This window comes from Candidatus Lernaella stagnicola (assembly GCA_030765525.1).
Taxonomy (GTDB): Bacteria; Lernaellota; Lernaellaia; order Lernaellales; family Lernaellaceae; genus Lernaella; species Lernaella stagnicola.
Genome location: JAVCCK010000034.1, coordinates 1 through 11,229, shown reverse-complemented (window position 1 = coordinate 11,229; position 11,229 = coordinate 1). Strand labels below are relative to the sequence as shown.

The following is an 11,229-nucleotide window of genomic DNA, read 5'->3' as shown; positions in this document are numbered from 1 at the left end:
CTACACCACCTCGTCCGTGGCCGGACCCGGTTCATCGGGTGGGTCCTCGCGGGTGACCTGGGCGTCATTCAGTCTCAGGTTCAGAAATCGAAACGAACGCGGCCTGCCGGTTTTTCCGAGCTCAACCTCTACAGGAAGAACGCGCCCAGATAACTCGACCATGTTAATAAAGTGGCCGACGTAATCGACGACTACTGCACAGAATCCGATAGACCGTTTGCGATTGACCGTGAGGACGACGACGAGGGGAAGGCCGGAGTCGCCCAATATCGACATAGCCGACCTGGCGACGGGTACTCGAAGATCGACGTTGTCTGTCTCCTCGTTGCTCAGAGCCAGCACCATCCACTCTTTTGAGCAATCCAGCTGTTCGTTGGTCGTGACGATCTCGACGGTCGATCCAGGCAGATCGAACCGCCAAAGCAGGTGTCCACTCTTCTCCCGCACGCCGATGAAGCGCGCTTCCGTGAAGGTTTTCTTGCGGCGTGATTCCGACGTGACTATTCCCTCACGCATGGGCCACCTCCTCCTCGGCAGCGGGGGAGTCGGATGCTTCGGTGTCCGAGCGCTCGGACACGTCCTGGGAGTCTTGTTCGGGGTACAGCGTGCAATAGAGTTCGGCCGCCTTCTCGGCGAGACCCTTGAGCCCTTCGACGATGAGTACCAGGTCGTCGGATGCGACGGCATCCGAGTCCTCCAGCGTGTCCAGACTCTCCCTAACGCGCTTGAGGTCGTTGAGCACCCCTTTCACTAGGTCGCGCTTCTTGGTTCCGATCGCCTCCTTGATTCTGTCGGCGAGGGCGTCAGTCGACCAACCCTTCTTCACAACCTCCAGCGCGAGTTTCAACTTCAACGCCGGGTCCTTCACCCGCAGCAGACGGACGCGGTGGGTGTAGCTCAGCTTCGCCTTTTGTTTGACCGATATGCCGAGCCTCTCGTCGTCGAAGCCGACGGCGATCATCTCGTGCAGGGTTGACCGTGGGAGCATCGCCCTGCCCCGATGCGCGAGCGCTTGGGCCAACCGGCGGACCGAGTTTTCCTTCGGTGACCGAGACCGAAAGCGCTTCTCGTCGTTGCCGAAAAACGTGTCACGGAGAAGTATCCCGACCTCAAGCTTGCCCATGTCGGTTACCTTAAAATGTTCCTCCACTTTCTGGGCGATGTCGCCATAGGACTGCTGTTCGTATGCCTCCAGCGGCTGCTCGATCCATCCCGCGACGTCGTTTTCATTTTGTGCCGACGCGCTTTTCCCTTTCGTATTCATCCGACCTACCTCCAATTTGGGTGCCGAAAGCTGCGATGCCAACCGTTGGCCCTCAGTTTCGCCACCGTCTGCCTTTAACTTACAAATGACCCAACCCGGGCCGCCGAAAGGGCCGACCGACGCCCCCCCCCTCCCGTGATGACCCCACCGACTATCGAGGCCAAAGGCTGGTATTTGCTTGATAATTTTGCTATCAGATGGTAAAATCATTGACTCGTTTAAGGGGCCGACGTCGGGGCGGAGGAGTTAGAGCGTCGCTCGAACTCGCAAGTTGGAACGAATTTGGGTCGATTAATTTTGAATACACTTCAACGGGCAAAGCCGCCCAGATCGTCTCAACAACCCACCTTGTGATCCGGCCCCATCTCTGTTCCGCAGCTACCCGGGGAATCCTGGTCTACCCATCGGACTGCTCCACCAGCCCCCCCCACCCAACCACCCTCGGGCATCATCACCGAAGACCTCCTGTGGCCGAAGATAAGAGGGTCATCAAACTTTGACGGGGCGCCCGTCAGCATCAGGAGGAGCAGTTATGTCCTACAGCATCTACACCGACGGTTCGATACATGAAAATCCCGGCAAAGGCGCTTGGGCGTGCGTAATCGTTCATGACAACGAACGACAGGCGGTTGTCGGATTCGCGGAAAGCACTACGTCGAACCGGATGGAGATTCTCCCCGCTATTGAGGGACTGAAGAGAACGCCGGAGAGGGCCAAGGTCAAAGTCGTCTCCGACTGCAAATACCTCGTCGACGGTTTTAACAAGTGGATGGACAAGTGGATCGCCCGGCACTGGCTCAACTCCGGCGGCAAGCCCGTGCTGAACCAGGACCTATGGCGCGAGCTTCGGAAGCTGGTCTCCACGCGCGAGGTCGAGTTCATCTGGGTGCGAGGGCACAACGGACACGAGATGAACGAGGAGGTCCACCGATTGGCTTGCGAAGAGCTGGACCGGCAAATCAACGAGTAAGAACATATAACCGATAGACAAGGAGTTGACCATGCAGAACGAACCCATCTTTCCCAGTATCGCTGTGCTTGTGCCCGAACCGGTCGAACTGGCCTGCGACGATCCCACTGGGGACGAGAACGCCGAGCCGCGCATCCCATCATCATCTCACTGGGGACATGACCTACCCATGCGTGAATCCGTGGAAAGGAGATTGTTATGAGACTTTTGATGGCAAAGATTGACCCCGTACGGAGCCCGACTGGTCTCGGGTTCTGGTTTTTCGCTCAGCGCGGGGATCGGACGCAGCGCCTCCGAGCCGAACTAGCGGCGGTGGTTGCGGCGGACACACGGTTTGGCGCCCTCATCAAGCGGTGGTGTCAGCTAGAACCTGGAACGACCGTTTTCGTGTTCCAGGCGCCGATCCCGGAGCCGGTCGTTTTCCACGAGCGCCGGGGAGACGGAGGCCAAGGATATCGGAATCTGGAGGACCGTATTGATTCTTGGAGGCGGGAGTATCCCCCAATTCCCGAGCGTCGAGAAATCGTCACCCTCGCCAGCGGGTGCTGCGCAGCTGACCCGGCCACGAACGGTGATCCCGCCGACCACCCTGCCGCCTTGTTGTTCCGCGCGCTGGCTGAGCATCGTTTCATGGATCAGAACCCGGCGAGCGAGAACGAGGGGGCGGAGCGAACACTCGGTAGTCGCCAGCGGCGCAAAGAGCCCACGCCGGGTCGGCCCGCGCTTGCCGATCTCGTATCGGAGGTTCATCGCATCCTCATCTTGGAGCGACCAGAACCGGTTGCGCTGGCTTGGAGGCCCGCCGCGACAATACACGAGGCGATGGCCGACGTACTGAAGACCGTCGGGCGGCTGGATGGAAGTTGGACTCGGTTTTTTTCCCAAGAGGGTGAGGCCCTCTTGGGGGAGCTAGTCTACGACGCCCTCGGGTGCACGGTCAGTGCTAACCAGCACCGCAAATTGATCGCGAGGCTCCGCCGCTTACCGTAGCCGCCGACTTTTGGGATGGCGACCATCATCGTTCGCCGTTCTGGTGGGGCGGTCTCGCGTCGCGGCGCTCCAGGTGGTTGCAACCTTTTGAGTAGGGGGGTGAGGCGACGGACACCGGGTTGGCGAAGAGGAAATCTACGCTGAGATTCACAAGTAGCAAAAAGAGCGCAGTGGAGAGCTTGAGACCTGGGAACCTGCTGGTAAAAGGTTGGCGGCAGCGATTGACTGGAATATCTTGATCTTCTCAGCACAGCTCGTCGAGCCGGTAATTCGGATCATCTATATGGTGTGGAAAGACAGGCGGAGAAACAGCAGTCTCTATCTTGGGATTGATCCAGAAAAAGACCTGCAAATAATGATCGACGTTGACACATCCGAAGCTGACGTTACTGTTTTTCATTAGGAAAATCGTAGAGTACCGCAGTACAAATCGGTTCGGTGAGGTATCGAAAAAGAGAATCGAGGAAGTAATTGGTACTGGAGCTTGGATGCGAAAGGACTGAAAACCATATGACCGACTTACACCCCAAACGACAACCGACAACGAAACTCTTGACAAATTATCTGTATTTTCGGTTGCCCCCAGTTTCAAGTAGTGCTAATTTAATTCATTAGATTTTCACGCCTCCTGAGTTTTCTCGACGAACGTGACGCAGACGCCGTAAAAATAGATGAACGCTCGCAGGGTGTGATCTTACGCGGCCTTTGCGCGTGTCATTTTGCCGAGGCTACCGAACATAAGTACGCTGATGCGGTTGCAAGAGGACAGACATGAGTGCAGAAATTGTGGCGTCTGTGGACCGAGACGTTCCTATTGTCGATCTCAGTCCTTTCCGGAGAGACCCCTGGTCGAAGCCGGTCGAAGACTTGATTCAGCTGCTCTCGCAGGGCAAGAGAGTTTTTCTGACCGGAGCCGGGTGTAGTCAGTGTGCTGGACTCCCACTGTTGGGACAGTTAACAGAAAAGGTCGAAGGGAATCTGAAGCCTGAGCAAGCCACCTCCCGTGCGATCTTGGAGGGTCTGAAGGCGAATTTCACTGGCGGCATAGGGTGCAACATCGAAGACTATATGAGCGAACTGGTAGACCTCATCGCCATCGCTGATCGTCGTCACACACGCTCGGTGGCCCCTGTGCACCTGAAGATCGGTGAGCAAGAGTACACGAGGGAAGGCCTGGTCGAAGCTCTATCGGTCCTGAAAATGGGCATCGCCGACACGATCCGAAGCGTTCGCACAGACGTTGCAACCCATCGAGACTTCACCAGGGTGGTACACCGAACGCTGCTCTCGGGCAAATCGGACCAAGGGCCACCGGTTGACTACTTCACCCTAAACTACGACACGGTCTTGGAAGACGCCCTTTCGTTGGAACAGATACGTTACGCAGATGGGTTCTACGGCGGCTCAACCGGCTGGTGGAACGTTGGTTGCTATCAAACGTCCGGTGTCCTCGCTCGGGTGTTCAAGCTCCACGGTTCCGTGGATTGGTGCCTGCTCGATGGTGACACCCTCCCCCGCCGCATCCGCGCCGGGTTGCAGATCGCCGGGCACTCGGAACCGGTTCTCATCTGGCCCGCCACCACGAAGTATCGCGAAACTCAGCGCGACCCGCACGCCTTGATGCTCGACTACCTACGCCGTGAGTTACGGCCGCATCCGGGTCATGAGGTAGTGTTGGTTATCTGCGGCTATTCCTTCGGGGACGCCCACATCAACATCGAGATAGACCGGGCCTTGCGGGAGTCGGCTCAACAGTTGACTTTGTTGGTCTTCACCAATGCCGACGTTCCTGACGGCCTGCTCAAGCAGTGGACGGACGACCCCGCCTTGTCACCGCAGGTCCGGGTTCACGCCAATCGAGGCTTCTTTCACGCTGACACCAAGCTCAAGTCGGAGGAGCCGTTACTCTGGTGGAAGTTTGAGACCCTCGCCCGGCTGCTGGGAGGAGAGCGATGAGCGCCGCAACTCGGAGACCCGGAGAACCGATAGACAACCTGGGCATAGGCGTTATCGTCGAGGTCGACGGAACCCACATCATCGCGGAACTGGACGCAGGTATCGCCGAGCTGTCCCGCGTTTACGGTGGCGTGATTTACCCCATCGGTCAGTTTGGTTCCATCATCCGCATCCACTTCGGCAGGCGCATCATCTACGGTTACGTCAGCCGCCTCCGGATGAAGAGCGACTACGAGCGGGAGAAGGGGATCATCACGGCAGGATCGCCCTCGGCGCGTATCGTCGAGGCCGACCTCTTCGGAGAGGGCGAGTGGCGTTGGACCACCGCGAAGACACCGGCCGTCTGGGAACTGGACTTCGAGCGTGGCATCTCGTCGTTTCCACTACCGCAGCAGAAGGTTTACCTTACGCCCATGACGGAACTGGCTTTCATCTTCGGCCAGCGGGGTAAAACAGCCATCGAGATAGGGGAACACGTGGGCTCTGGCGGAGCGCCCGCCTTCGCCGACCTGAACGAACTTCTCGGGAAGCATACGGCCGTTCTCGGTTCGACGGGCGCGGGAAAGTCAGGAACAGTTGCGGCGATACTCCACTGCGTTCTTGAGCGCGGGGAGCAGAGAGGTTATACGAAATGGAACCCTCGTATTGTCCTGCTTGACCCACACAACGAGTACGGCAGGGCTTTCGACGGGCACAAGCGGCTCTCCACCGACGAGGGGACGCTTTTCCTCCCCTACTGGCTGTTGAACTTCCAGGAAACCATCGCCCTGCTCATCGGGAAAACTGAGTTTGTGGCAACTTCCCAAGCAAACATCGTCAAGGACGCGCTGATGGTGGCGAGGCAGGAGGCCGCCGCGAAGCCCGTCTTGAACCTCGATCCGCAGCTTCTAACCGTCGACTCGCCAGTTCCGTACTCCTTAGAAAGGTTCAAGGCCCTGGTCGAAGCGAAGAAACCTACCCAGCCAAGCAAGCAGGACAAGCACAACTCGATCCTCGAAAAGCTAGACATCTTGAGACGAGACAGTCGTTTCAGCTTCATGATGCAGGAGTGGGATGGGGCCTCTGATCCGTTCAACGTAGTCGTAGGGCAGTTCCTAGGAAACGGACACCCAATGCGGATTGTGGACCTCTCAGGAGTCCCCAACGAGGTGGCCGGGGCGGCGAGTTCCGCCATCGCCCGAACACTCTTTTCCGTGAAGCTCTGGCAGACGCCTGACGAGAGAGAACAGAATCCTATTCTTCTGGTGTGCGAGGAGGCGCACCGTTACGTGCCGAACGTCGGAGAAGCGCAGTACGAAGCAGCTCAAGAAGCCATCCGGCGGTTGGCCAAAGAAGGGCGAAAGTACGGGATCGGCCTGATGCTCGTCTCGCAACGACCAAGTGAGGTGGAAGCGACCGTCCTTTCGCAATGTAATTCCTGGATCGTTCTTCGGATCACAAACGACACTGACCGCGAGCACGTAAGGGCGATTCTTCCCGACTCTCTCTCTGGCCTGACGAAGGTCTTATCGGGACTGCGCCGACGAGAAGCTATTTTCGTCGGCCAAGCGACTTCTCTTCCCTCAAGGGTCTTGATCAGGCTTCTTCAGGATAACCAACTACCGCGCTCTCAGGATGTTGACTTCGACGCGGGATGGCAGCATGAACAGGTCGACGACGCCCTCCTGATAGAGATCGGAAACCGTTGGAGATGTCAGCAACGTAAGACGCTAAAGTAAGGTGCGCGAATGAGGTTGAAAAACAATATGGGCGTGTCCAATAATTCGGCAGTGCAAAGAAAACACGATAAAGAGTCTATGTGATGGTCGACGAGGGGATCGAAAGGTTCATCGCCCGGTGGGCGGCCAGCAGCGCCCACGAGCGTGGCGTTTACCAGCAGTTCTGCCGTCCTCGGCGTTGATCCTCCGGACCCGTCGTCGCTGGCGCGGCCGGACTACTGTTTCGAGAAGCCGGTCGTCATCGCCCACGAAGACGGGCGCATCGCACCTCGGTCGAGCAGCACCTGCGCACGCTGGCGGAGCTTGGGGCGCTTTTCACTATCGGCGACGGTTTGAAAAAAGAACGATGGTGTGTAGTTATCTGATCGCGGGCGATCCATCGCCTCTGGCCCAACGTGGATCGAATCAGGGAGAGGAAAGATGACAATTTCAGGGAAAATCGTTTTTTTGAGAACCGGTTGGATGGAAGAATATTGGGGAAGAAGAGGGGGAGGAGACGAAATCATCGGAGGTGGGTCGTTCAATGAAAAAAATCAGTGGGGCGGCCACGAGGAGTTTAACTTCAAACCATTCAGGGGAAATTGTTACGGTTACGCTCCGGTCGAACCAAACCTCGCACGGAACTTTTCAAATTCCGAGGCGGGAGCGGTCGATAGTCTGTTGGTTGTTTGGTTCGCGCTGCACCCTGAGGGGGGGCAGGTGATTGTCGGTTGGTACAAAAACGCCACGCTATTCGGGAAAACCCAAGAGTACGGAAGGTCTGGAGAGGACGGAGACAATTGCTGGTACATTGCCCGCGCCGCCCAAAATAACTGTTACATGGTACCGGCCCGAGAACGGAACTTTCCAGTCCCTCTGTCGCGCCAAGCGGGCCGAGGATTCACAGGCAGCAACGCACTGTGGTACTGTGACCCAACAAAGAACAAAAAGGTCGCCGCCTACGCCCGGGCCATTTTCGACTATGTCGACTCAAATGGCAACCCCACAATCGGTGGCAAGAGGACTCGAACGGTTGATGCGAAGCGTAACCGGCAAGTGGAAATGGCCGCAATAAAATGCGTGACAGATTTCTATGTTGCCAGGAAGTACGACATCGTGTCGGTTGAGTCCCTCTGTGTCGGTTGGGACCTCGAAGCAACAAGCGGAAAAGAGACCCTACGCATCGAAGTCAAAGGGCGGAGCGGCCCCGACCCAGTCGCCGAGCTTTCGCCGAACGAATACCGTTACTTTTCAAAATTCCGACCGGGCTACCGTTTGTGCATTGTCACCAACGCCCGTGGAAAGAAACCGGTTCTTTACAAGATCGCCCCGAAGGGGAAAGAAATGCGCGTCGAAGTGTACCGGAAAAAAGGAACGACGAGGCAGAAGTGGTCGAAAACAAAAAATCGGATGCGCCAAGCACGTGTGGTGGAGCGTACGGGGGCGACTATTTCGACGGAAAGGTTTTGCGAGCTTTGACCTTCGAGAAGCGGCAGAGCGAGTGCTGACGGAAAACGGCAACAAGCCGCTCCACCAACGCGCGACCACCGAACGTGCGACGCAGGCGGGGGGGGCTCGTCACGAAAGGCGCGACGCCGGAGGCCACGATGGTGGCTGCCATCGGCGGTGAAGACCAAAGGCGGGTACCAGGCGAAGTCATAGACCACTATTCTTAGGTTGAAACTCGGCCAATTTGCAGATATTTTCTGCAATATGGTTACTAAAGGCAGGAAGCAGTTTCAACTTGATGGGTTGGTCGGTTGGGTGGCCGTGGTGCTTGGCTTCGTCGAGGTCCTATCCGCCATGCTCACCGTTTCGTCGGTCCCGCGGAAGTCAGTGGCTTTCCCCACGGCTACGCTGGCCTACCGGCTCAAGGGACGGCGTGGCCGCGGTCATCGTGGCCGGTTTCGGGTGGTGACACTCCCGGAACTCTCTCCTCTTTCATCTCGCTTTTTTTTCAGAAACCGTTGAAGTCAGGAGTTGAAGAGTGCACAAACAGGAAGAGCTGACCACATTTGCCACAGTATATCGCAAAAAAATCGAAGCCGGGGCTTCCGCTGTAACAGGTTGGGAGGCGGCGAAACAAGCGCTAGTTGATCGGTTGTATGTCGTCGCCAATCATTTAATAAAACTCGGTATCCCGGTTGAGATAAACCACGAACAGAACGTCCGGTCGGTCGGTTTTTCTTTGCCTGCGCGAGAACTTTCAAGCACGGTGATTGCGCCGCGCCACGACCTCCTCTTCACCCTTGCCCCGGAACGGCTTGTGAAAATCTGCGATGGAACGGGGTACCTCTTCGCCTCGGTTGAGCCTTATGAATTGGTCCAGAAGGACTGTCTTGCGATTGAAAACGCTATCGCCCGTTTTTTCGCAAACGTTGTCGCAAATCCCGGGCTTCAGTTCACAGAGGAAATCCAGGAGGCGGTATCTTGAAGACGCTCCGAGTTTCAACGGCGCGTTTTCTTTCGCTTTTACTTTTGCTCGCCCTGGTGACCTGCGCCTTCGCGGCTGAATGGCCGGGCGAGGCGACGGTGCAGTCGGTCACCGACGGCGACACGATTGTCGTCAAGCTCCGGACCGCGCAAACGGTCCACGTGCGCGTCGTGGGCATCGACACCCCCGAACTGGGGCGCGACGGCCGCAAAGATCAACCCGGAGCCGTGGCCGCCAAGAATCGGCTGACGGAACTCGTGAAGGGCCGCACCGTGAACCTGGTCTACGATGCGCTGAGCAACCGCGAGGACCGCTACGGCCGCCAACTCTGTTATGTTGAGCTGGACGGCCGCGACATCGGCCTGCAATTGCTCGTTGAAGGGCACGCCGCGCTGATGACCCGCTTCGCTTTCGCGCGCTACGATTTGTACGTCAAAAGCATGTTGTCAAGGAGCCAATAAATCGGGCCTAACCCCGGCACAAGTTGCGGCCTCGCGGGCGTACGCGGACCTGCTGGAACTGCTGGCACGTTTGGGTCTTTTGTAGGCAATTGACGACCAAAACTCCGCCCCGTGTTCGGCCAGCCAGGCGCGGCGTCGGACGAAGTCGGGCATCGCCGGTTCCAGGGCCTGCCAGAACTCGGGCGTGTGGTGTGGGTGGCGCAGGTGGCCGACGCGACGGCGACAACGGCGCGTTTCCACGGTTCGACCGCCGCGAGCCAGGGCATCACCTGGCGCGTCCGGCAGCGACAGCTCCGCCAGTCGGAGCGACCCTGCCCGCGATGTCACAACTGGCGGAACTGTGAGCCAGATTGAGCGGCGCACTGGCGTCGTTGTCGACGTGTTGAGAGGGCGTCGCCGGTCTCGTCTGATCTCTAGGGAAAGAGTGGTTTTCTGTAGCATGGTCTCACGGCACTACCACCCCGGGCCAACGAAGGCCCTCCAGGCTGCTTCAGTCAAACGACAACCGACAACGAAACTCTTGACAAATTATCTGTATTTTCGGTTGCCCCCAGTTTCAAGTAGTGCTAATTCAATTCATTAGATTTTCACGCCTCCTGAGTTTTCTCGACGACCTTGACGCAGACCCGGTGCGGATAAATTACGGCCCGCAGTGGGAGCGCGTTGCGTAGAAGCGCGCGACCTCTCGTTGGGAGAAACGGCGGTGTTATGGCTTTACGCTTTTGGCGCAGGTTAAAGATCGCCCCCGGCCTCCACGTGAACCTCTCGAAGTCCGGCGCGAGCCTCTCGTTTGGCCCCCGGGGCGCAAAGTTCACGGTCGGCCCCCGGGGCACGCGGAAGTCCGTCGGCATCCCCGGCACTGGCTTGTTCTGGTACGAAGACAAGCGCTGGTCGAAAGGCCGGGCGGCGTCGGGAGCCGTGGCGGCCCCTCCGCCGCCCGAGGTCCGGCCCGCTGACCGCCTGACTCTCGGCTTCTTCCAGCGCCTGGCCGTCTCGAAGGACGAGGAGGGGTTCGTCGACGGCTGCCGGTGCATGGTCACGGGCGACGACGAGGCCGCCTACGGGCACCTCCGGCCCGTAGCGGCGGGGCAACCCGACGCGGCGTTCCTTGCCGGGGTTCTGGCCCTGAAGCGCGAGCGGTACGGCGAGGCGGAGCAGCACCTTCGCCTTGCGCTTGAGGGTGCAGCGGAACTGCGGCGGTTGTTCGAGAAGTATGGGGTGGACGCGCACGTATCGTTTCCGGTGACTGAAGAAGTGACGGCGATCGTGGATGCCGACCGGCGTGGTGTCTTGCTGCTTTTAGCAGAGGTTTGTCAAGCGCTGGATAAACCTGTAAGCGCCGGTCGAAAAGTGAAGCACATGGCGGTTGAAAAGTGCAACACCTGAATCAAGGTTAGTGTTTCCTCTCTTGTTCTGTCAATGCACAGTTTCAATGAGCGTATTCAAGCACTTCCAGG

10 protein-coding genes are annotated in these 11,229 nt (G+C 58.1%); 8 read left to right on the top strand and 2 right to left on the bottom strand.

Annotated elements, in window-relative coordinates; translation table 11 throughout:
- The gene (locus P9L99_14870; GenBank protein MDP8224642.1) at window positions 1–516 is read right to left on the bottom strand and encodes a hypothetical protein; all 516 of its coding nucleotides are present in this window, start codon (window positions 514–516) and stop codon (window positions 1–3) included.
- Entirely contained in the window at window positions 509–1,264 is a 756-nt protein-coding gene (locus tag P9L99_14865; protein ID MDP8224641.1) for a hypothetical protein, read from the bottom strand. Before P9L99_14865 ends, P9L99_14870 begins: the two co-directional genes overlap by 8 nt.
- A gap of 532 nt (window positions 1,265–1,796) precedes the next feature.
- Between P9L99_14865 and P9L99_14860 the strand changes: the two genes are divergently transcribed.
- The 8 genes from P9L99_14860 to P9L99_14825 all read left to right on the top strand — a co-directional run bounded on the left by P9L99_14860 (window position 1,797) and on the right by P9L99_14825 (window position 11,158).
- Complete coding sequence (locus P9L99_14860; GenBank protein ID MDP8224640.1) at window positions 1,797–2,234, top strand: ribonuclease H; 438 nt, start codon at window positions 1,797–1,799, stop codon at window positions 2,232–2,234.
- A gap of 198 nt (window positions 2,235–2,432) precedes the next feature.
- On the top strand, window positions 2,433–3,224 hold the full coding sequence (locus tag P9L99_14855) for a hypothetical protein (GenBank protein ID MDP8224639.1): 792 nt from the start codon (window positions 2,433–2,435) through the stop codon (window positions 3,222–3,224).
- A gap of 771 nt (window positions 3,225–3,995) precedes the next feature.
- On the top strand, window positions 3,996–5,180 hold the full coding sequence (locus P9L99_14850; GenBank protein ID MDP8224638.1) for an SIR2 family protein: 1,185 nt from the start codon (window positions 3,996–3,998) through the stop codon (window positions 5,178–5,180).
- Window positions 5,177–6,898 (top strand): ATP-binding protein, encoded by a 1,722-nt coding sequence (locus tag P9L99_14845; protein MDP8224637.1) that lies wholly within the window; start codon window positions 5,177–5,179, stop codon window positions 6,896–6,898. The genes P9L99_14850 and P9L99_14845 overlap by 4 nt, the downstream gene beginning before the upstream one ends.
- 420 nt (window positions 6,899–7,318) lie before the next feature.
- On the top strand, window positions 7,319–8,356 hold the full coding sequence (locus tag P9L99_14840) for a DUF3883 domain-containing protein (protein MDP8224636.1): 1,038 nt from the start codon (window positions 7,319–7,321) through the stop codon (window positions 8,354–8,356).
- Window positions 8,357–8,864: 508 nt separating this feature from the next.
- Window positions 8,865–9,311 carry a hypothetical protein gene (locus tag P9L99_14835; protein MDP8224635.1) on the top strand — a complete coding sequence of 149 codons (447 nt, stop codon included), beginning with the start codon at window positions 8,865–8,867 and terminating at the stop codon, window positions 9,309–9,311.
- Window positions 9,308–9,772, top strand: a complete 465-nt coding sequence (locus P9L99_14830; protein MDP8224634.1) for a thermonuclease family protein — start codon at window positions 9,308–9,310, stop codon at window positions 9,770–9,772. Before P9L99_14835 ends, P9L99_14830 begins: the two co-directional genes overlap by 4 nt.
- A gap of 864 nt (window positions 9,773–10,636) precedes the next feature.
- Window positions 10,637–11,158: a hypothetical protein gene (locus P9L99_14825; GenBank protein ID MDP8224633.1), complete on the top strand. Its 522-nt coding sequence runs from the start codon at window positions 10,637–10,639 to the stop codon at window positions 11,156–11,158.
- Window positions 11,159–11,229: the final 71 nt, after the last annotated feature.

Coding starts and splice junctions, on each gene's coding strand:
- P9L99_14870 (MDP8224642.1), bottom strand. CDS start 516: ATGCGTGAGGGAATAGTCACGTCGGAATCACGCCGCAAGAAAACCTTC.
- P9L99_14865 (MDP8224641.1), bottom strand. CDS start 1,264: ATGAATACGAAAGGGAAAAGCGCGTCGGCACAAAATGAAAACGACGTC.
- P9L99_14860 (MDP8224640.1), top strand. CDS start 1,797: ATGTCCTACAGCATCTACACCGACGGTTCGATACATGAAAATCCCGGC.
- P9L99_14855 (MDP8224639.1), top strand. CDS start 2,433: ATGAGACTTTTGATGGCAAAGATTGACCCCGTACGGAGCCCGACTGGT.
- P9L99_14850 (MDP8224638.1), top strand. CDS start 3,996: ATGAGTGCAGAAATTGTGGCGTCTGTGGACCGAGACGTTCCTATTGTC.
- P9L99_14845 (MDP8224637.1), top strand. CDS start 5,177: ATGAGCGCCGCAACTCGGAGACCCGGAGAACCGATAGACAACCTGGGC.
- P9L99_14840 (MDP8224636.1), top strand. CDS start 7,319: ATGACAATTTCAGGGAAAATCGTTTTTTTGAGAACCGGTTGGATGGAA.